Source organism: Pseudomonas sp. E141 (assembly GCF_052659885.1).
Map to the genome: position 1 here is coordinate 75,392 of NZ_CP084024.1, position 21,397 is coordinate 96,788.

The window sequence follows — 21,397 nt, forward strand, 5'->3', positions numbered from 1 at the left end:
CAAGCACGGATTGGCCTCATCCTCGCGCTGCCCCCGCGCGCTTCACCGTTCTGGCGTGCACCGCTGATCAACCGGCGATGGCTGAACGGCTGTTTGCTCTTGCTCATATTCCTCGTCAACCCATTGGTCCGGGCTGATAACACCTGCCGCACGTCACAGGTGAATCTGGCGCCCCAGGCGCAGCTATTCGAGGACGTGGATGCGCAGTTGGATGCAACTCAGGTAATGGCGTTGCCTGCCTCACGATTTCACCCTTTGACGGCTAATCTGCTTGGCCAGGAGTACAGCCGTTCCGCCTACTGGTTGCGTTTCGAGCTTTCCAATGCCCATGCTCAAGCGTGTCGACGCTGGCTCACCGTGGGGGAGCCCCGTTTACACGATATTCAGGTACACGTCTTGCGCGCAGGGCGCTGGTATCGGCAGGTCGCGGGCGCCGCTTACCCGTTGGAGCAATGGCCGATCGCCGAGCGCCAACCAGTCTTTGAGCTGAGTTTGAAGCCTGATGAGCATATCCAGGTGCTGGTGCGTGTAGTCACCCCGACCCATTTTTTGTTACAGCCCGTGCTGTGGGGAGACACGGCACTGTTGCAAGAGCGTCAACGCGTATCGCTGATTGATGGTGTCGCCTTGGGCATCGTCCTGCTGGTGGTGCCGTTCAGTCTCATCGTTGGCTGGATAGTGCGTTCGCGCTTGCTTGCCGTTCATGCGGTAACGGTGTTCGGTTACGTTCTGGTGACTCTCGTTTCCAGCGGCTACCTGATCTTCTGGCCATCGTTGATGGCGTGGAGCTTACCGCTGCGGGCCGCGCTGGGCATCATTGCTTTCCTGCTTAGCCTTGCCTACACCCGAGAGCTTCTGCAGGTGCGTCAACTGCCTGCCCTATGGGGCTGGTTATACAACCTGGTTCTGCTTGCGTTTGTGGGGGCGTCTGCTTGGGGGTTGCTGATCGATTCGGCGACGGGACGCCCTTTGGTCGAATGGTGTGTCCGCCTATCCGCCTACATCCTGCTGCCTGCAACGCTGTTTGCCGCCTGGCGGCGCGGCCTGGATTTGAGTTGGATGGCATGGGCCGTACCCGGTCTGCTACTCGTGCAGTTCGTGGTGCGCTATGTATTGCAATTGGACGCAGTGCCCATGCAAGCAGGGGCGAGGGTGCTCAGCTTGGCATCCACGTTGCCGGGCGTGGCCATTCTCGTGTGCACGCTGATCACCGAGGTCGTGCGCAGCCGACGCCGTGAACGGCAGGCACTTACGGCTTTGGAGTGGCAGCAGAAGGCAGAGCAGGAACGTCTGGAAAGTACGGTAGAGATTCGCACCGGGCAACTGCGTGAGTCATTACGGGCGCGCAGTTCGTTAATGGCGCGCATCAGTCATGACCTGCGCTCGCCGTTGGTCAGCATTATTGATCATGCGCGGCTGGCGCAGGCAGGAGAGGCCCAGGATTTTCCACGCAAAGTGGAGCGCAACGCACGGCAGCAACTGGAGCTGATCGATGAGCTATTGGAGTTCTCCCGCAGTGAATTGCAGCAGCTTGAGTTGATCCTCGCCCCCGGTTATCTCTATGGCTTTCTACAAGAGCTGGAGGAAGAGGCGGCCTTTCTGGCTTCACGACAGAACAATCGTTTCGAGTGCCATTTTGCCGATGACTTGCCCGCGCTTGTGCGTGCCGACTTTCGCCGTTTACGTCAGGTGTTGCTTAATCTGCTGGGCAATGCCGCCAAGTTCACCTATGACGGGTTGATCGTTTTTGAAGTAACCCATCAAGGCACTCCATCCGCTCAGGCCCTGTTGAGTTTCAGCGTTCGAGACAGCGGTATTGGTATCGATGCACAGGCGCGCGATCGGTTGCTCAAGCCGTTCCAGCGGGGCCATGGGGTCGAAGGCTATGACGGAAGCGGGCTTGGTTTATCCATCGTTACCCAGTTGCTGCAAGGCATGGGCAGCGAGTTGGAGCTGCAGCGGTTGGAGCCGACAGGCAGTCGTTTCGGCTTCCAGTTGGCCCTCGATCGTGCCAGTGAGGATGAGCTTGAAAACAACTTCATAGAAAGTCACGGCACGCACGTCGATGGTGACGGGCGCCGTATTCTGGTGGTCGACGATTTGCCGCAGAATCGCGACTGGCTGAGTGATCTGCTGTCGGGCTATGGCTTTGACGTACAGACGGCGCAAAGTGGTTTCCAGGCGCTGGAATGTCTGCGCGGTGAGTCATTCGATCTGTTGATCTCCGACATGCGTATGCCGGGAATGGGCGGCTGGGAGTTGCTCCTCGAACTGCGTTCCAATTGGCCCGATCTTCCCGTGCTTCTGTACTCGGCAGTGCCCGCGTTGCGTCCGGCGGGGATGCCGGCACATCTGCGCTTCGATGCGACCCTGCTCAAGCCCGCATCGAGTAATGATCTACTCAACTGCGTCAATACGTTGAGTCGGGCGCTCAGTAACGCTCCCTAGCCACACAGCGGCCCGCCGCGCGCTTTGGCTGCGCATCAGGGCGCCGTCATGTCTGTAAATGTATCCTGCGTCACAGTTTTTCCGTGGATTGAACGGTCTTGTCCGCTCCGGCAAAGCTTCTGTCCGGTCGAGCAAAATCGGCTAGTGGGTGGCGTAAGTAGACTCCGCGGGTTGTTCATCTGTCGAGCTGAGGCGCGGTGGGTGGTTTCCCTTTTTTCATGGAGTTGTACGATGCCAGTTCCTCACAAAGGTTGCGTTCGCGCGGGCAAGCATCTGCTGTATTGGGCCGTCGCTCTGGCGAGCTCCGGCGCTGCCCCGTTAGTGCTCGCGCAAAGTGTTCCCGATGCCGGACAGTTACTCAACGAGCACCAGCAGACGCTGCCTTCCGAGCCTCGCTCTACCGAGCCACCGCCGGCCTTCGAACTTCCCTCCGACACCCGCCGTCCCGCAGATTCCGGGCTTCGCGTGCAGCTCAAGGAGATTCGCTTCAGCGGTGATACGGAGCTTGCTGAAGCGGAAAATCTTCAAGAACTGGTCAAGCCTGTCCTGGGGAAGACGCTCGATCATGCAGGTCTGCAGCAACTGGTCGACAGTCTCACCCGCTACCTGCGCGGACGCGGCTACGTGCTGGCTCGCGCCTACCTCCCCCGTCAGGACCTCACGGAGGGCAAGTTGGAGATCGCCCTGGTCAAGGGGCGGTTGCAGTCTGGCGCCTCACGCATCGAACTGAACGGCAATACCCGCAGCAGCCACGATCGCTTGCAGGGTATCGCCGATGCTGCGCTCCCTGAAGGTAAGGTGCTGCAAGTCGAGGACCTGGAACGGGCCTTGCTGCTGATCAACGACCAGCCTGGCGTCAGTGCCCAGTCTGCGCTTGAGCGGGGCAACGAACCCGGCACCAGCCGGCTGTTGATTAGCGCCAAGCAGGATGCGCTGGTCAATGGCGGGGTTTCGGCGGACAACTATGGCAACCGCAGTACCGGTACCGCCCGTGCCAATGCACAAATAAGCGTCAACGACCCACTGGGTATCGGGGACCAGTTGAGCATCGGGTTGAGCAAAAGCACCGGCAGCGACATCATCGGGGGCTCCTACAGCGTGCCACTGACAGCCTCCGGGCTGCGCCTGAATGTCGGTGGCTCTTATCTGCGCTATGAGGTGGATCAGGAGCAATTTCGCTCGCTGGATCTGCGCGGTACTGCCCGTAGCGGATCGCTGGGGCTGAGTTATCCATTGATTCGCTCGCGCCTGCAGAATCTCAATCTGTCCGCGACCTATGAGTACAAAGCGCTTGAGGACCGTGGCCTGGGTACCAATCTGCGCGATCGTGAGCTGAACAATCTCATTGTTGCCATGAGCGGTAACCGCTTTGACAGCTTCGCCGGTGGCGGTGTGACGGATGCCATGCTGGCATTGACGCTGGGCGACCTTGACCTGTCCGGTAACCGCGACGATGAGTTTGCCGACAGTGTAAGTGCCAAAAGTGACGGTAGCTTCCAGAAGCTCAACCTGCGTGTCTCGCGCTTGCAGAGCCTGGGGGCCGCTAGCCCGTGGACGCTGTTCGGCGGCGTTTCAGCGCAATGGGCCGGTGACAACCTCGACTCTTCGGAAAAATTCCTGCTGGGCGGCCCTGCCGGTGTTCGCGCCTATCCGGTCGGCGAAGCCTCCGCGGATCACGGCTGGCTGGCGACCCTGGAGCTGCGTCGCAACATCGATCTGGGCCTGCCCAGCGTCACGCTGCAGGGCCTGGGGTTCCTCGACACCGGTCGTGTCTGGCTGAACGAGAATCCTTGGCCTGGCTCGCTCAACAACGCTGACGAGACCAATCGCTATGACCTGCATGCCGTCGGCCTGGGCGCCAACCTGTGGGCGGGCGATTTCAGTTTCCGCACCGCTGCGGCGCGCACGCTGGGCGACAACCCGGGACGGGGACAGTCCGGGCTGGACGCGGACGGCCGCGCCAGCGACTGGCGCGCCTGGATCCAAGTTGCATACGCATTCTGATCAAGCCCGTTGCGGTCATCTACGAATTTTAGGAGCTCCCCATGAAGCGCGCTTCGTTGAACCATCTTTACCGTCTTGTCTGGAGCGATGCCGATCAGGCATTCGTTGCCGTAGCAGAAAACTCCACCTCGCGGGGTAAACGCGGTGGCGTAGTCGGTGTCCTCGCCGTCCTTGGCCTGATCGGTAGCGGGGCGGCCCTGGCGGCTGATCTACCCACCGGCGGAGCCATCGTCGGTGGCAGTGGCGCTATCTCGCAGAACGGCAGCCATATGGTCATTGACCAGCACACAGGCAAACTCGTCACCAACTGGAACAGCTTCGATGTGGGTGCGGGTGCCAGCGTCACCTTCCGCCAGCCAGGTGCCGAAAGCATCGCGCTCAACCGCGTCATCGGCGGCGGCAGCGCCAGCCAGATTATGGGCAAGCTCAACGCCAATGGTCAGGTGTGGCTGCTCAACCCCAACGGCGTGGTGATCGGCAAAGGTGCGCAGGTCAATGTCGGCGGTCTGGTGGCGTCCTCCCTGCGGATCAGCGACCAGGATTTTCTCGCGGGCAAGACTGCTCTGAGTGGCGGTGCTGGCGCCGGCGCAGTACTCAACCAGGGCACGGTCAATGCGGCGGGTGGCGTGGTCGCGCTGATCGGCCCTAAGGTCGGCAACAGCGGCACAATCCGTACCCCAGGCGGCAGCACGGTGCTGGCCGCAGGCGATAAAGTCAGCCTCGACTTCCAAGGCGACGGCCTGGTGAGCGTCAACATCGAGCGCGGCGTACTCGACGCATTGGTTCAGAACGATGGGCATATCAGCGCCGACGGCGGCATGGTTTCGTTGAGCGCGCGTTCCGCCGACGCTGCTTTGAACAGCGTGATCAACAATACTGGCGTCATCGAGGCCCAAGGCCTGGTGGCGCGCGGTGGCCGCATCCTGCTTGACGGCGATAGCGAAGGGGGGCTGACTCAGGTCGCCGGTACACTTGATGCCTCCTCCAAGCATGGGCAGGGCGGTGACATCGTGGTGACGGGTGAGCGTATCGCCATTGCCGATGCAACGCTTGATGCCAGTGGGACGAGCGGTGGCGGCACGATCAAGGTCGGCGGCGGCTGGCAAGGCCAGGATGCCAAGGTGGCCAATGCCAGGCAGGTGACGGTCGAGCGCAACGTCAAAGTGAACGCGGATGCGACCGCAGACGGGAACGGCGGTACTGTCGTGTTCTGGGCAGATGGGAATAACCGCTTTGCTGGCGATATTTCCGTGCGCGGCGGCGCCAAGGGTGGCAACGGTGGCAAGGCCGAAGTCTCTGGCAAGCAGACGCTGCAGTATGCCGGTACGACCGATGCTCGTGCGGCCAAGGGGCGTACGGGTGACCTGTTGCTCGACCCGACTAACATCACTGTTTCCGGCGGCAGCGGTACCAGTGGTGACTGGTCCGCCGGCAGCGGCAACGTGACGGTCTACGAGCAGACGCTTGAAGCACAAATGGCTAACGTGCTGATGCAGGCAACCGACAACATTAACTTTGCGGATCTGAACCTCAATGGTGGTGACGGCACAATCACCATGCAGGAGAACGTCAGCTTCCGGGCAGAGACGCTGGGTGGCAGCAACGCCACCATTACCTTCGCCAACCGAGGCAATACGCTTGCAGTTTCAGGTACGGGCAGCATCTACATGCAGGCCGGCGGTGGCGGTACCGGCTCTATTATTGACGTGTTCAACCTTTCTGCGTCGGGAGCGGGCGTAAACCCCGCAGTGGCCGATTTACCCGATCACAATGTCTCGTCCATCGGTAGCGGTACCCCTGGAGCCGGTAGCATCACGTTGCTCGGTGCCGACGGGTTGACCATTGCCGGCTCGCTGACCACCGGAGGCGGTTACGTCAGGTTGTCCAGCGACTCTGATAGCGGTGGCCGTGGCGCATTGACCATCAATACGCCAATCAACACCAACGGCGGCAACCTCTACTTGTCGTTCGGAACCACCGCATTCGCTGACAGCATCGCCACCCTTAACAGTGATATTACGCTGGGTACCGGTAGGCTGTTTTTCGGCGATGCGATGGGCAGCAAAGCGCTGGGCGGTTCCACCGGAGAGAAGCGTTTGGCGGGCTTGCTCAACCTGAGCGGCGACGTCAATTTCAGTACACCGATGACCATGCTTGGCGGGGCTTCGATCTATACGGATGGGGCAATCAACTTCACCAACACGCTCAACCTGGACACCGGCGCCGGCCAGCTGACACTACGCGCCAACAATGTCGACTTCACCCAGGCAACGCTGCAGAACGTAAGTACTGCCAGCATCCGCCTGGAGCCCTACGACGTGACCACCAACATCCAGTTGAACAGCAGCAGCGGCAATGCCGGCGGCGGTATTCTTCTGGACGCAAACGCGCCAGCTACCGACATCAGCAAGCTGCTGGGGGTCAGTAACCTCACTATTGGCCGCTCCGATGGTACGGGCACCACCTCGGTGGATGCCTCCGGCTTCGGTTTCAGCGCCAACAACAACCTGACCCTGCTCAACGGTGACATCCAGGTTGATGGAGAGCTGCGCAACACCCATGCAAACGGGCACCTCACCGCTCAAGCGGGCACTGGGAATGTGGTCATCGGCAGCGGCGGCACAGTGACCGCCCAGGGCACTGGCGATGCTGTCGTGCTGGTAGCTGCGGGCAATTTCATCAACCAGGCTGGCGCCAACGCGCTGGTTGCCAACAACGGTCGCTGGCTGACCTATTCCAGCAGCCCGCTGGATGATACCCGGGGAGGGTTGGCTGCCGCCTTCAAGCAGTACGCTGCGCAGTATGGCGATACGGTGTTGGGTACGGGCAATGGTCACCTCTACAGTTTTGCGCCCAAGGTCAATGTTGAACTGCAGGGGGAGGTGCGCAAGACCTATGATGGAAACGCAACCGCGAGCGTGACGGACGCCAACTTTGCCATGACAGGTGCAATCGATGGCGATAGCATCGATGTGCTTTCGTTCGGTGCCGCCTCTTACGCGGATAAGAACGCCGGCGCAGGCAAGCTGGTTACCGTGGACAACGTCAATGTGTCCGAAGCGACCAATGGGGCTGTCAAGGTCTACGGCTATCAGGTCGATGCTTCCAGCGTCAGCGGTAATATTGGCCTGATTGACCGTAAAGTCTTGACCGCCACCGCCGATGCAGCGAGCAAAACCTACGACGGCACCACCACCGCCAGTCTGAGCAACCTTGCGCTGGTCGGCATTGTCGGCGGTGACGAAGGCAAGGTGGTCACCAGTGGCGCTACCGGCAGCTTTATCGACAAAAACGCCGGCCAGAACAAAGCGGTAAGCGGCTCGGGCGTTGCCCTGACCGGTGACGAGGCGAACAACTACGCGTTCGACACCACTGCGCAGATCGGCACGGCGGATATCGACCGCAAGGTCTTGACCGCCACTGCCGACGTGGCCAATAAAACCTACGATGGCACCACCACTGCCGACCTGAGCAACCTCTTGCTGGTGGGTATTGTTGGCGGGGATGAAGGCAAGGTGACCAGCAGTGGCACGACCGGCACCTTCATCAACAAGAACGCCGGCCAGGACAAAGCGGTAAGCGGTTCAGGCGTTGCCCTGACCGGTGACGAGGCGAACAACTACGCGTTCGACACCACGGCACAAATCGGCACGGCTGATATCGACCGCAAGGTCTTGACCGCCACTGCCGACGTGGCCAACAAAACCTACGACGGCACCACCACCGCCAGTCTGAGCAACCTTGCGCTGATCGGCATCGTTGGCGGTGATGAGGGCAAGGTGACCAGCAGTGGCACGACCGGCACCTTCATCAACAAGAACGCTGGCCAGGACAAAGCGGTAAGCGGTTCAGGCGTTGCCCTGACCGGTGACGAGGCGAACAACTACGCGTTCGACACCACGGCGCAGATCGGCACGGCGGATATCGACCGCAAGGTCTTGACCGCCACTGCCGACGTGGCCAACAAAACCTACGACGGCACCACCGCCGCCAGTTTGAGCAACCTTGCGCTGATCGGCATCGTTGGCGGTGATGAAGGCAAGGTGACCAGCAGTGGCTCGACCGGCACCTTCATCAACAAGAACGCCGGCCAGGACAAAGCGGTAAGCGGTTCAGGCGTTGCCCTGACCGGTGACGAGGCGAAGAACTACGCGTTCGACACCACGGCGCAGATCGGCACGGCGGATATCGACCGCAAGGTCTTGACCGCCACTGCCGACGTGGCCAACAAGACCTATGACGGCACCACCACGGCCAACCTGAGCAACCTCTTGCTGGTGGGTATCGTTGGCGCTGATAAAGGCAAGGTAGCCACCAGTGGCACAACCGGCACCTTTATCAACAAGAACGCTGGCCAGGACAAATCGGTAAGCGGCTCGGGCGTTGCCCTGACTGGTGACGAGGCGAACAACTACGCGTTCGATACCACGGCACAAATCGGCACGGCTGATATCGACCGCAAGGTTTTGACCGCCACTGCCGACGTGTCTGATAAAACCTACGACGGCACCACCACGGCCAACCTGAGTAACCTCTTGCTGGTGGGCGTTGTCAACGGTGATAAAGGCGAGGTGGCCACCAGTGGCACTACCGGGTCCTTCATCAACAAGAATGCTGGCCAGGACAAATCGGTAAGCGGCTCGGGCGTTGCCCTGACCGGTGACGAGGCGAATAACTACGTCTTCGATACCACGGCGCAAGTCGGAACCGCTGATATCGACCGCAAGCTGCTGAATGCGACGGTAGACATCGCCGATAAACCTTTCGACGGTAGAAATACTGCGACCATTCGGGATATCGCGCTTGATGGGGTGATCGCTGGCGACGTGGTCGGTGCGACGGGCGAGGCGCTCTTTGACACACCCGATGCGGGTCAAGGCAAGACTGTGAGTGTGATCGACCTGTTGTTGCAGGGCGAGGATGCGGCCAACTATCAATTGGCTGACCAACCGGTACAGGGCACGGCTAGCGTTGAGGCGCCTTTTTACACGCCGGTCGGGTTGATCAACGTTGCGCAGGGGGCTAATGGCACTGAAGTCGCCATCAAGCGCCCGGGCGATCAGGTGGTTGTAGAGGGGCTATCCCCTGCGCAGCCGATCCCGTCTACAGCCTTGTTCAGCGATACCCCGAACCTGACGAACGTTGCTGCCAATTTTGTCAGCGTAAATGATCTGGTTCTGCAGGACGCTGTGCTCAACGGCAATGGCAGGATGAGTCTGGCGGTGGCGGATGGTGTTTCCGAGCCTGCGGTGCAAAAAAGCCTGGCGGTTTACCGCACCCGTGCTGGCGAACCTCTGAGTGGGGAAGGGCAGTATTCCGCGACCGATCTGGGTAATAGCCTTACGCTGGAACTGGCCAATGCGGGGAACCGTCAAGCACCCGTGTTGCAACGCTCCGGTGCCAGCTCGGTCGAGGGTTCAGTCGCACTGGTCAACGGAAATCGTCTGAGTTTGCAGGTGACCCTGCTCAGTGACGGCGTGCTTCTGGTACAGGTGCCGCCCATGGCAAGCGACATCGCCAGTGACGAGCTGGCGGCATACGGGCTGGTCGTCGCCAAGAAACTGTTGGGCACCAGCGTTCGTAGCATCGATGCCGTGGTCATTGAGCATGCGCTGAGGCAAGCCAAGGTGACTGGCAAGTACATGGAGGTCGTTAGCCGCTGAGGTAGCGCCCCCGGTATTGCCTGCCGGGGGCGTTTTTTCTGAGTCGATGGGTCTCGGCCAAGCAGCCATTGCTTAGCCTCTCATCGGCAATCGGCGACCTGGTTTCCTGGGGCGCTTGCGTCAAGGGGCCCCAGTATCGTTTCGTTGGTTGCTATCGGCGTCAGCCCAGCAGTTCGCGCAAAACCCCGGTAAACGCCCGCGCACTGTCCTCCTCCCCGGCATGATGCCCGTCACGCACGACCCATTGCCCGCCGACCATCACATCCCGCACCTGACGATCTGCGCCGGCAAACAGCCAGCGATTGAGAATCCCATCGCCGTTGGCGGTGGCCAGGTACGGATCGTTGCCATCGAGCACCAGCCAGTCGGCGCGCTTGCCCACTTCGAGGGCGCCGACCGGTTGTCCCAACGCCTGGGCACCCCCTTGCAGCGCGGCATCGAACAAAGTGCGCCCGACCATCGGTTGATCGGCCCGATACAAGCGGTTGCGCCGTTGATCTCGCAGACGCTGGCCGTATTCCAGCCAACGCAGCTCTTCCACCACGCTCAACGACACATGGCTGTCGGAACCGATCCCAAGACGTCCGCCTTGGGCGAGGAAATCCACGGCCGGGAAAATCCCGTCACCCAGGTTGGCTTCGGTGGTCAGGCACAGGCCGGCAATCGCCTGGCTCCTGGCCATGAGGCTGACTTCGTGAGCATTGGCGTGGGTGGCGTGGACCAGGCACCAGCGCTGATCCACCTCGGTGTTTTCGTACAGCCATTGGAGCGGTCGGGCGCCACTCCAGCTCAGGCAGTCGTCGACTTCCTTTTGCTGCTCGGCAATGTGGATGTGCACCGGGCAATGGCGGTCGCTGGCGGCCAGCACTTCCTGGATTTGCCCGGGGGTCACGGCGCGCAGCGAGTGGAAACACAAACCCAGCGCCTGGGCTGGTTGCCCGGCCAGGATCGGCTGCAAGCGTGACTGAAGTTTCAAGTAGTTTTCGGTGCTGTTGATGAATCGACGTTGCCCGTCATTGGGGGCCTGGCCACCGAAACCGGAATGGCTGTAGAGCACCGGCAGCAGGGTCAGGCCGATGCCGGCGGCGCTGGCGGCCTGGCTGATGCGCAGGGCCAGTTCCGCCGGGTCGGCGTAAGGCGTGCCGTCGGTGTCGTGGTGTACATAATGGAATTCGGCGACCGAGGTGTAACCGGCCTTGAGCATTTCGATGTACAGCTGTCGGGCGATGATGCCGAGCTGATCGGGGCTGATTTTTCCGACGAGGCGGTACATCAGGTCGCGCCAGGTCCAGAAACTGTCGTTGGGGTTGCCCGCCACTTCCGCCAGCCCGGCCATGGCCCGCTGGAAGGCGTGGGAGTGCAGGTTCGGCATGCCAGGCAACAGTGGCCCGCCCAGCCGTTCGGCGCCGTTTGCCTGGGAATCGGCCTGGATATGAGTCAAGACGCCGCTGGCGTCGACTTCAAAACGTACATCATGGGCCCATCCACTAGGCAGCAGCGCGCGTTCGGCAAAGAAGGCGGACATGGTTCAACCTCATCGTGCGTAATTTGTATATACATATACAGACGTTTGCCTGCCCGGTAAACTCCGGCAAGCTAGCACCCTTCTTTTGCAGAACAAGGAACCGCCGTGCCGACTCCGCCTGCCAAACCGCCGCTGGCCGCAAACATGGGCGACAGTCCGGCGCCCTTGTACGCCCGCGTCAAACTGATGATCACCCAGCAGATCGACAGTGGAAACTGGCCGCCGCATTACCGCGTGCCATCGGAAAGCGAACTGGTCAGCCAACTGGGTTTCAGCCGCATGACCATCAACCGTGCCCTGCGTGAGATGACCGCCGACGGCCTGTTGGTGCGCATGCAGGGCGTCGGCACCTTCGTGGCCGAGCCCAAGAGCCAGTCGGCGTTGTTCGAAGTGCATAACATTGCCGACGAGATCGCCTCCCGAGGCCATCGCCATACGTGCAAGGTCATCACACTGGAGGAAGAGGCCGCCGGTTCCGAGCGCGCCCTGGCCCTGGACATGCGCGAAGGCCAGAAGGTATTCCATTCGCTGATCGTTCATTTCGAAAACGACATCCCCGTGCAAATCGAGGACCGTTTCGTCAATGCCCTGGTGGCCCCGGACTACCTCAAGCAGGACTTCACCCTGCAAACGCCCTACGCCTACCTCAATCAGGTTGCGCCGCTGACCGAAGGCGAGCACGTGGTTGAAGCGATTCTCGCTGAGGCGAGCGAGTGCAAGCTGCTGCAGATCGAACGGGGCGAGCCATGCCTGTTGATTCGCCGCCGCACCTGGTCGGGGCGTCAGCCGGTAACCGCCGCGCGCCTGATTCACCCCGGTTCCCGTCATCGTCTGGAAGGACGCTTTCATAAATGATCAAGCAGATGAAAGTTCTGCGCGCCGCCGATTATCCACGCATGCCATGGAAAAACGGCGGCGGCAGCACCGAAGAAATTACCCGTGATGCGGGTACCGGCCTGGACGGTTTCGGCTGGCGCCTGTCGATTGCCGATATTGCTGAGTCGGGTGGCTTTTCCAGCTTCGCCGGTTACGAGCGGGTCATCAGTGTCTTGCAGGGTGACGGCATGACGCTGAACGTCGATGGTCAGGTTACGCGGGCTTTGCATCCGCTGGACCCTTTTGCATTCAACGGCGAGAGCCATGTGCACTGTACGTTGCTGGGCGGGCCGATTCGTGATTTCAACCTGATCTACGCGCCACTGCGTTACCGCGCGCGGTTGCAGTGGATGGGCGGCCAGCAGCGGTTTTTCAGTGAGGCGGGGACGGTGTTGGTGTTCAGTGCGGCTCCGACGCTGAGGGTCAAGATTGATACGGCTGTCGAGGCACTGGGGCTTTATGACTGCCTGCAACTGAGCGGTAACACCGGATTGCTGGAGATATCAACTGCTGGCCAGTGCTGTGTGATCGAGCTGACTGCTCACTGACCTCAGACGTGTAGGCCATTGTGGCGAGGGAGCTTGCTCCCGCTCGACTGCGCAGCAGTCGCAAAAAATATAGGGCTGCTTCGCACCCCAGCGGGAGCAAGCTCCCTCGCCACAAAAAGCCTGAACGTTGTTCCTTCTACTCGCACCAACTTGTTACCGAATGCCCCAGCGTGGCGCAACGCCACGCTTTATTGGCCCTTCCTTCCAGTACCAAAAATCCCCTTCAGAAATTTCATTTTCCGCTAGAGCCCTTTAATTACGGGACTCACAACCATGCTCGTCGTTTTCCTTGGGCGCGCATTCATCAAGTTGGCCGCCTGATTGCATATGCTTGTACATACAAGTAAAGACGTATGCGTATGAGTCACCATTGCTCAACGTAACGTGCCTGGAAATCGCGCCCATTGCCTGGGCTGGTCTGGATTGATCGCTGAGGAGTTCTTGCTGTGACCGACGCTACCCGCAAACCCGAAAAATACCGTGACGTTGAAATCCGTGCCCCACGCGGTAACACCCTGACCGCCAAGAGCTGGCTGACTGAAGCGCCGCTGCGCATGTTGATGAACAACCTCGACCCGGAAGTGGCCGAGAACCCCAAGGAACTGGTGGTCTACGGTGGCATCGGCCGTGCGGCGCGTAACTGGGAGTGCTACGACAAGATCGTCGAGAGCCTGACCAACCTCAACGACGACGAAACCCTGCTGGTGCAATCCGGCAAGCCGGTGGGCGTGTTCAAGACCCACAGCAACGCTCCTCGCGTGTTGATCGCCAACTCCAACCTGGTGCCGCACTGGGCCAGTTGGGAACACTTCAACGAACTGGACGCCAAGGGTCTGGCCATGTACGGCCAGATGACCGCCGGCAGCTGGATCTACATCGGCAGCCAGGGCATCGTCCAAGGCACCTACGAGACCTTCGTCGAGGCCGGTCGCCAGCATTACGACGCCAACCTCAAGGGGCGCTGGGTCCTCACGGCCGGCCTGGGCGGCATGGGCGGTGCGCAGCCGTTGGCCGCGACCCTGGCCGGTGCTTGCTCGCTGAACATCGAATGCCAGCAGGTGAGCATCGATTTCCGCCTCAAGACTCGTTATGTCGACGAACAGGCCACTGATCTGGACGACGCCCTGGCCCGTATCGAGAAGTACACCGCAGAAGGCAAGGCGATCTCCATCGCGCTCTGTGGCAACGCCGCCGAAATCCTGCCGGAAATGGTCCGTCGCGGTGTGCGCCCGGACATGGTCACCGACCAGACCAGCGCCCACGACCCGCTCAACGGTTACCTGCCGGCCGGCTGGACCTGGGACGAGTACCGCGCCCGCGCCAAGACTGAGCCTGCTGCCGTGGTCAAAGCGGCCAAACAATCGATGGCCGTCCACGTCAAAGCCATGCTGGCCTTCCAGAAAATGGGCGTGCCGACCTTCGACTACGGCAACAACATCCGTCAGATGGCCCAGGAAGAGGGCGTCGAAAATGCCTTCGATTTCCCAGGGTTCGTGCCGGCGTATATCCGTCCGCTGTTCTGCCGTGGCATCGGTCCGTTCCGCTGGGCTGCGCTGTCGGGCGACCCGCAGGACATCTACAAGACCGACGCCAAGGTCAAGGAACTGATCCCCGACGACGCCCATCTGCACAACTGGCTGGACATGGCCCGCGAGCGCATCAGCTTCCAGGGTCTGCCGGCGCGTATCTGCTGGGTCGGCCTGGGCCAGCGTGCCAAGCTGGGCCTGGCGTTCAACGAAATGGTGCGCAGCGGCGAATTGTCGGCCCCTATCGTGATCGGCCGCGACCACCTGGACTCCGGTTCCGTGGCCAGCCCCAACCGCGAAACCGAAGCCATGCAGGACGGTTCCGATGCCGTGTCCGATTGGCCGTTGCTCAACGCCTTGCTCAACACTGCCAGCGGCGCGACCTGGGTGTCGCTGCACCATGGCGGCGGCGTCGGCATGGGCTTCTCCCAGCATTCGGGCATGGTCATTGTCTGCGACGGCACCGACGAAGCGGCCGAGCGAATTGCCCGCGTGCTGCACAACGATCCGGGTACTGGGGTGATGCGCCATGCTGATGCTGGCTATCAGATCGCGATTGATTGCGCCAAGGAACAGGGGCTGAACCTGCCGATGATCACCGGCAAGTAACCCCGGAGCCCATGTGGGAACGAGCTTGCTCGCGATGAGGGCGTGTCAGTCGATGCAACAGGTACCGACCCACCGCCATCGCGAGCAAGCTCGCTCCCACAGGGATGAATTCCAGAGCAATCCACAGAGGTTGAACCATGGCCGTCACCCGCACACGCGCAAGCAGCAAGCCGTTGATCGAGAAGCGCTCGATCGACTACATACCGGAAGCGGAGAGACACGGCCGATTGTTGAGCCAGTTCACCCTCTGGATGGGTGCCAACTTGCAAATCACTGCCATTGTCACCGGCGCATTGGCGGTGGTGCTGGGTGGTGATGTGTTCTGGTCGTTGATCGGTTTGCTGATCGGCCAACTGCTCGGCGGTGGCGTCATGGCGTTGCATGCCGCGCAAGGGCCCAAGCTTGGCCTGCCGCAGATGATCTCCAGCCGGGTGCAGTTTGGTGTGTACGGCGCGGCTATCCCGATCGTGCTGGTGTGCCTGATGTACCTGGGTTTCACCGCAACCGGAACCGTGCTTTCCGGCCAGGCGCTGGGCCAGTTGTTTGGTGTCAGCGACAGTGTCGGCATCCTCATTTTCGCCAGTACCATCGTGCTGGTCACGGTGCTCGGTTATCGGGTGATTCACTTCATTGGCCGTGTCGCCAGCGTCATTGGTGTGATCGCCTTTGTTTACCTGTTCGCTCGCCTGATGAGCCAGACGGACGTTGGCGCACTCCTGCAAATCCGCCATTTCAGCTGGAGCAGTTTCCTGCTTGCGGTGTCGCTCGCGGCTTCCTGGCAGATCGCCTTCGGCCCCTACGTGGCGGACTATTCGCGTTACCTGCCGAGCAAGACTTCCTCGGTGAAAACCTTTTTTGCCGCAGGCGCAGGTTCAGTCATCGGCGCGCAGGTGGCGATGATCCTCGGCGTGTTTGCCGCCGCCTCGGCCAATGGGCAGTTCGCGGGTCACGAAGTGGCCTACATCGTTGGTCTGGGTGGTACCGGTGCCACCGCTGCGCTGCTGTACTTCAGCATCGCGTTCGGCAAGGTCACTATCTCCACGCTGAACTCCTACGGCAGCTTCATGTGCATTGCGACCATCATCAGTGGTTTTCGGGGTCACCTGAACGTCACGCGCTTGCAGCGTCTAGGCTTCGTGCTGGTCATCGTCGGCGCGGCGACCCTGATCGCGCTGCTCGGTCAGCACTCGTTCCTCGGTGCGTTCAAGTCTTTCATCCTGTTCTTGCTGGCGTTCTTTACGCCTTGGAGCGCGATCAATCTGGTGGACTACTACTGCATCACTCGCGAGCGCTATGACGTGCCGGCGCTGGCCGACCCGAACGGTCGCTACGGTCGTTGGAATGCCCTTGGTATCAGCGTCTATGTCTTCGGTGTACTGGTTCAACTGCCGTTCATCGCCACCAAGTTCTATACCGGTCCGCTGGTGGAAGCCATGGGTGGTGTGGATATTTCCTGGATCATCGGCCTGGTGGTTCCGGCGGTGCTGTATTACCTCGCCGCCAGGAAGTGGCACAGCGCTGTACCCGATCAATTGATCCTGCCGGTCGAGCAGGACGCGGTTGACGCACAACCGAGCAGGGCGGGTCGCATCCAAGCGGCCTGATGGGATGTTGACAGGGCTGGATGCCTCTTGACTGCCGTAAGCCAATTCACTGATTAGGAGCGTCACATAATGAAATCGAACAAGACCCTGCTGACCACATTGCTTTGCATGGGCCTGCTGGCCAGTGCCGGCGCCACGCAAGCGGCGGGTTGGTGCGAGTCGGGCAAGCCGGTGAAATTCGCCGGTCTGAACTGGGAAAGCGGCATGTTGCTGACCGACGTCATGCAAGTGGTGCTGGAAAAAGGCTACGGCTGCAAGACCGACAGTCTGCCAGGCAACTCCATCACCATGGAGAACGCCTTGAGCAGCAACGACATTCAGGTGTTCGCCGAAGAATGGGTCGGTCGCAGTGAAGTCTGGAACAAGGCCGAGAAGGCAGGCAAGGTTGTCGGCGTCGGCGCCCCGGTGGTGGGTGCCATCGAAGGCTGGTACGTGCCGCGCTATGTGATCGAGGGCGACGCCAAGCGCAAGCTTGAAGCCAAGGCGCCGGGCCTGAAGAACATCGCCGACCTGGGCCAATACGCCGCTGTGTTCAAGGACCAGGAAGAGCCATCCAAGGGCCGCTTCTACAACTGCCCGGCCGGCTGGACCTGCGAGCTGGACAACAGCGAAATGCTGAAAAGCTATGGCCTGGAAAAAACCTACACCAACTTCCGCCCGGGGACCGGTCCGGCCCTGGATGCGGCGGTGCTGTCGAGCTACAAGCGCGGCGAGCCGATCCTGTTCTACTACTGGTCGCCAACCCCGCTCATGGGTCAGGTAGACCTGGTGAAACTGGAAGAAAAACCGGGCGTGGACAAAAGCGTGACCATCAAGGTCGGCCTGTCCAAGACCTTCCACGACGAAGCGCCGGAACTGGTGGCCGTGCTGGAAAAGGTCAACCTGCCCATCGATATCCTCAACCAGAACCTCGGGCGCATGGCCAAGGAGCGGATCGAGTCGCCGAAACTGGCGAAGATCTTCCTGAAGGAACATCCTGAAGTCTGGCACGCCTGGGTCAGTGAAGACGCGGCCAAGAAAATCGACGCGGCTCTGTAGGTCGAATACACCCGGCCAACCCTAGGGCTGGCCGGGACGTTCACTGCATCCACTTGATCGAGAGTCTCTTATGTTTCCCGAAAGCTTTACCTTCTCCATCGCCGACTGGGTCAACAGTTGGGTCGACTCCCTGGTGACCAACTACGGCGATGTGTTCCGGCACATTTCCGACACCTTGCTGTGGGCCATCGTCAACCTCGAAGGCCTGCTGCGCATGGCACCCTGGTGGTTGATGCTGGCCATCGTCGGCGGCATTGCCTGGCACGCCACCCGCAAGGTCGCGACCACGGCGGTGATTGTCGGCCTGCTGTTCCTGGTGGGCGCGGTGGGCCTGTGGGACAAACTGATGCAGACCCTCGCCCTGATGCTGGTGGCGACATTTATTTCGGTGTTGATCGGCATTCCGCTGGGCATCCTCTCGGCCCGCAGCAATCGCCTGCGTTCGGTGTTGATGCCGTTGTTGGACATCATGCAGACCATGCCGAGCTTCGTGTACCTGATTCCGGTATTGATGCTGTTTGGCCTGGGCAAGGTCCCGGCGATTTTCGCCACGGTGATCTACGCGGCGCCGCCATTGATTCGCCTGACCGACCTGGGCATTCGCCAGGTGGACGGCGAAGTGATGGAAGCCATCAATGCCTTCGGCGCCAACCGTTGGCAACAGCTGTTCGGCGTGCAACTGCCCCTGGCCCTGCCAAGCATCATGGCCGGGATCAACCAGACCACCATGATGGCCCTGTCGATGGTCGTCATCGCTTCGATGATCGGCGCCCGAGGCCTGGGCGAAGATGTGCTGGTGGGCATCCAGACCCTCAACGTCGGACGCGGCCTGGAAGCCGGGCTGGCGATCGTGATTCTCGCCGTGGTCATCGACCGCATTACCCAGGCCTATGGTCGTCCTCGGCATGAGGTGAGCAAATGAACAACGCAGCCATCAGCAAGATCGAAGTCAAGAACGTCTTCAAGATTTTCGGCAATCGCTCCAAGGAGGCTTTGGAGCTGATCCGCCAGAACAAGACCAAGGACCAGGTGCTGGCCGAAACCGGTTGCGTGGTCGGTGTGAACGACTTGTCGTTGAGCATTGGCACCGGTGAGATCTTCGTGATCATGGGGCTTTCCGGCTCCGGCAAGTCCACCCTGGTGCGGCACTTCAACCGGCTGATCGACCCCACCAGCGGTGCGATCCTGGTGGACGGCGAAGACATCCTGCAACTGGACATGGAAGCCCTGCGCGAATTTCGCCGGCACAAGATCAGCATGGTGTTCCAGAGCTTCGGCCTGTTGCCCCACAAGAGCGTGCTGGACAACGTCGCCTATGGCTTGAAAGTGCGTGGCGAGAGCAAGCAGGTCTGCACTGAGCGGGCGCTGCACTGGATCAACACCGTGGGCCTGAAGGGCTACGAGAACAAATACCCGCACCAGCTCTCCGGCGGCATGCGCCAGCGCGTGGGCCTGGCCCGTGCCTTGGCGGCGGACACCGATATCATCCTGATGGACGAAGCCTTCAGCGCCCTCGACCCGCTGATCCGCGCGGAAATGCAGGACCAGTTGCTGGAACTGCAAAAGACCCTGCACAAGACCATCGTGTTCATCACCCACGACCTCGACGAAGCCGTGCGCATCGGCAACCGCATCGCGATTCTCAAGGATGGCAAGCTGATCCAGGTCGGCACACCCCGAGAGATCCTGCACTCGCCGGCGGATGAGTATGTTGATCGGTTTGTGCAGCGGCGTGCGGCGGTGGTTTGAGGAATGTGTGGTGGCTGGGCTGGCCCCATCGCGAGCAAGCTCGCTCCCACAATGGGATCTCTCCTGTTCACAAATTCTGTGTCCAAAGGAAATCCCTGTGGGAGCGAGCCTGCTCGCGATGGCGCCGGTAAAGCTGCATCAATGTTCAGGTTATAAGCATGAGGTTGAAGATGTCCCAGGCTGAAAAAATCGTAATCGCCGACGCGCCGTTGCGTTGGCAGGATGTGGTCGCCGTCGCCCGCTTCGGTGCCGAGCTTGAGCTGTCGGCCCAGGCCTGGGCGCGGATCGACAATGCCCAGGCCATCGTCCAGCGCATCGTCGAAAGCGGCGAGCGCGCTTATGGCGTCAACACCGGCCTGGGTGCCCTGTGCAATGTCTCGCTCAAGGACGAACAGCTCAGCCAGCTGTCGCGCAACACACTGCTCAGCCATGCCTGTGGCGTCGGCGCGCCGCTGGCCGATGAACAGACCCGGGCGATTATCTGCGCGGCCATTCTCAACTACAGCCAGGGCAAGTCCGGCACTCATCGCCGGGTGGTCGAAGCCCTGCTGGCGCTGCTCAATCGCGGCATCACCCCGCAAGTGCCATCCCAGGGTTCGGTGGGCTACCTGACCCACATGGCCCATATCAGCATCGCGTTGTTGGGGGTTGGTAATGTCAGCTATCGCGGGCAAATCGTCTCGGCGCAACAGGCTCTGGCCGCAGAGGGCTTGCAACCGGTGCAACTGGGGGCCAAGGACGGTTTGTGCCTGGTCAACGGCACGCCGTGCATGACCGGCCTCAGTTGCCTGGCCCTGGCCGATGCGACGCGGTTGCTGCAATGGGCCGACGTGATCGGCGCCATGAGTTTCGAGGCCCAGCGCGGGCAGATCGCGGCGTTCGATGCCCAAATCATCGCCCTCAAGCCGCACCCTGGCATGCAACAGGTCGGCGTCAACTTGCGGGCACTGCTGGACGGCAGCGAAGTCATCGCTTCGAGCCTGGGCATTCGCACCCAGGATGCGTTGAGCATCCGCTCGATTCCTCAGGTCCACGGTGCCGCTCGCGACCAACTGGCGCATGCCCGGCAACAGATCGAAACCGAACTCAACGCCACCACCGATAACCCGCTGTTGCTGGGCACGCCGGAGAGCTTCCGGGTCATGTCCCAGGCCAACCCCCACGGTCAGTCGGTGGCTTTGGCGGCGGATCTGCTGGCGATTGCCATGGCCGAAATCGGCTCCATCGCCGAACGTCGTCTCGACCGTTTGATCAACCCCCACGTCAGCGGCCTGCCGGCCTTTCTGGTGGCCAACCCTGGGGTGAATTCGGGGATGATGATCGTGCAATACGTCGCCGCGTCGCTGTGTGCGGAAAATCGCCAACTGGCCCAGCCGGCGGTGCTCGACAACTTTGTCACCTCGGGCTTGCAGGAAGATCACCTGAGCATGGGCACCAACGCCGCCCTGAAGCTGCACCGGGCGCTGGAAAACTGCACGCAGATCCTCGCCATCGAATACCTGCTGGCCGCCCAGGCTTTTGAATTCCTCAAGACGCAACGCTTCGGTGCCGGCACTGACGTTGCCTGGAAACTGCTGCGTGAACATGTGCCGGCCTACGACCAGGACCGCTGGCTGGCGCCGGACATCGCTAGCGCCGCCGCGCTGCTTAAAGATCCAGCCGTGCTGCACAACGCTTTACCGAATTTGAATTGATCAAAAAACCGCCAGCGTGCCAAGGCATCCACCGCCCAAAAGGCGAGGGTGACGGATAACGGAACATTCCGGAGCGACTGGCGGGTGAAAACAAAACTCTCAAAAGGAGCAAT

The 21,397-nt window shown here is 61.0% G+C and carries 12 protein-coding genes; 11 read left to right on the top strand and 1 reads right to left on the bottom strand.

Annotation, left to right across the window (positions count from 1 at the left end; genetic code table 11):
* The first annotated feature begins 99 nt into the window (after positions 1-99).
* The 3 genes from GKKCFE_RS00365 to GKKCFE_RS00375 all read left to right on the top strand — a co-directional run bounded on the left by GKKCFE_RS00365 (position 100) and on the right by GKKCFE_RS00375 (position 10,115).
* Entirely contained in the window at positions 100-2,448 is a 2,349-nt protein-coding gene (locus GKKCFE_RS00365; RefSeq protein ID WP_445577356.1) for a hybrid sensor histidine kinase/response regulator, read from the top strand.
* Between the two features lie 231 nt (positions 2,449-2,679).
* Entirely contained in the window at positions 2,680-4,452 is a 1,773-nt protein-coding gene (locus GKKCFE_RS00370; RefSeq protein ID WP_445577357.1) for a ShlB/FhaC/HecB family hemolysin secretion/activation protein, read from the top strand.
* A 41-nt stretch (positions 4,453-4,493) separates the two neighbouring features.
* Positions 4,494-10,115 carry a YDG domain-containing protein gene (locus GKKCFE_RS00375; protein WP_445577358.1) on the top strand — a complete coding sequence of 1,874 codons (5,622 nt, stop codon included), beginning with the start codon at positions 4,494-4,496 and terminating at the stop codon, positions 10,113-10,115.
* A gap of 160 nt (positions 10,116-10,275) precedes the next feature.
* Here GKKCFE_RS00375 and GKKCFE_RS00380 read toward each other — a convergent pair whose 3' ends face one another.
* The gene (locus GKKCFE_RS00380) at positions 10,276-11,640 is read right to left on the bottom strand and encodes a formimidoylglutamate deiminase (protein ID WP_445577359.1); all 1,365 of its coding nucleotides are present in this window, start codon (positions 11,638-11,640) and stop codon (positions 10,276-10,278) included.
* Positions 11,641-11,784: 144 nt separating this feature from the next.
* On the opposite strand from GKKCFE_RS00380, the gene hutC reads away from it, so the two are divergent.
* The 8 genes from hutC (at position 11,785) to hutH (ending at position 21,284) form a co-directional block, all read left to right on the top strand.
* Entirely contained in the window at positions 11,785-12,495 is a 711-nt protein-coding gene (gene hutC, locus GKKCFE_RS00385; protein ID WP_178129683.1) for a histidine utilization repressor, read from the top strand.
* The gene (locus GKKCFE_RS00390; protein ID WP_107323306.1) at positions 12,495-13,064 is read left to right on the top strand and encodes a HutD/Ves family protein; all 570 of its coding nucleotides are present in this window, start codon (positions 12,495-12,497) and stop codon (positions 13,062-13,064) included. Before hutC ends, GKKCFE_RS00390 begins: the two co-directional genes overlap by 1 nt.
* A gap of 446 nt (positions 13,065-13,510) precedes the next feature.
* Positions 13,511-15,199, top strand: coding sequence for a urocanate hydratase (gene hutU / locus GKKCFE_RS00395; protein ID WP_047226931.1), 1,689 nt, complete (start codon positions 13,511-13,513; stop codon positions 15,197-15,199).
* 137 nt (positions 15,200-15,336) lie between these two features.
* The gene (locus GKKCFE_RS00400; protein WP_107323042.1) at positions 15,337-16,803 is read left to right on the top strand and encodes a purine-cytosine permease family protein; all 1,467 of its coding nucleotides are present in this window, start codon (positions 15,337-15,339) and stop codon (positions 16,801-16,803) included.
* Between the two features lie 69 nt (positions 16,804-16,872).
* Positions 16,873-17,841: an ABC transporter substrate-binding protein gene (locus GKKCFE_RS00405; RefSeq protein ID WP_047226933.1), complete on the top strand. Its 969-nt coding sequence runs from the start codon at positions 16,873-16,875 to the stop codon at positions 17,839-17,841.
* Between the two features lie 70 nt (positions 17,842-17,911).
* A complete protein-coding gene (locus GKKCFE_RS00410) occupies positions 17,912-18,763 on the top strand; it encodes an ABC transporter permease (RefSeq protein WP_047226934.1) in 852 nt (283 codons plus the stop codon).
* A complete protein-coding gene (locus tag GKKCFE_RS00415) occupies positions 18,760-19,590 on the top strand; it encodes a quaternary amine ABC transporter ATP-binding protein (RefSeq protein WP_052915294.1) in 831 nt (276 codons plus the stop codon). The genes GKKCFE_RS00410 and GKKCFE_RS00415 overlap by 4 nt, the downstream gene beginning before the upstream one ends.
* A 170-nt stretch (positions 19,591-19,760) precedes the next feature.
* On the top strand, positions 19,761-21,284 hold the full coding sequence (gene hutH, locus GKKCFE_RS00420) for a histidine ammonia-lyase (protein WP_445577360.1): 1,524 nt from the start codon (positions 19,761-19,763) through the stop codon (positions 21,282-21,284).
* Positions 21,285-21,397: the final 113 nt, after the last annotated feature.

Coding starts and splice junctions, on each gene's coding strand:
- GKKCFE_RS00400 (WP_107323042.1), top strand. CDS start 15,337: ATGGCCGTCACCCGCACACGCGCAAGCAGCAAGCCGTTGATCGAGAAG.
- GKKCFE_RS00380 (WP_445577359.1), bottom strand. CDS start 11,640: ATGTCCGCCTTCTTTGCCGAACGCGCGCTGCTGCCTAGTGGATGGGCC.
- GKKCFE_RS00370 (WP_445577357.1), top strand. CDS start 2,680: ATGCCAGTTCCTCACAAAGGTTGCGTTCGCGCGGGCAAGCATCTGCTG.
- GKKCFE_RS00405 (WP_047226933.1), top strand. CDS start 16,873: ATGAAATCGAACAAGACCCTGCTGACCACATTGCTTTGCATGGGCCTG.
- GKKCFE_RS00375 (WP_445577358.1), top strand. CDS start 4,494: ATGAAGCGCGCTTCGTTGAACCATCTTTACCGTCTTGTCTGGAGCGAT.
- hutC (WP_178129683.1), top strand. CDS start 11,785: ATGGGCGACAGTCCGGCGCCCTTGTACGCCCGCGTCAAACTGATGATC.
- GKKCFE_RS00410 (WP_047226934.1), top strand. CDS start 17,912: ATGTTTCCCGAAAGCTTTACCTTCTCCATCGCCGACTGGGTCAACAGT.
- GKKCFE_RS00415 (WP_052915294.1), top strand. CDS start 18,760: ATGAACAACGCAGCCATCAGCAAGATCGAAGTCAAGAACGTCTTCAAG.
- hutH (WP_445577360.1), top strand. CDS start 19,761: ATGTCCCAGGCTGAAAAAATCGTAATCGCCGACGCGCCGTTGCGTTGG.